Below are 241 nucleotides of genomic sequence, written 5' to 3'. Positions count from 1 at the left end.
AAACCAAACAAGCAAAGTAAAATCCAAGCGCTGCCTTATATTTTCTTACATCACTTATATGGTTTAAATATTCCCTTTTTAGCATCAAACAAATAAAAAATGAGCTTTGAACCCTATAAACCAAACAAGCAAAGTAAAATCCAAGCGCTGCCTTATATTTTCTTACATCACTTATATGGTTTAAATATTCCCTTTTTAGCATCAAACAAATAAAAAATGAGCTTTGAACCCTATAAACCAA

1 protein-coding gene is annotated in these 241 nt (G+C 29.9%); it reads right to left on the bottom strand.

What is annotated here, in order from left to right; all coding sequences use genetic code 11:
- The coding region (locus tag ACHRV3_RS23085) for a hypothetical protein (RefSeq protein WP_395436307.1) at positions 1 to 241 on the bottom strand (241 nt) is incomplete at both ends.

This window comes from Flavobacterium sp. FlaQc-49, assembly GCF_044005985.1.
In the GTDB taxonomy this organism is placed as follows: Bacteria; Bacteroidota; Bacteroidia; order Flavobacteriales; family Flavobacteriaceae; genus Flavobacterium; species Flavobacterium cupriresistens.
This window is presented reverse-complemented; position numbering and strand designations above follow the sequence as displayed.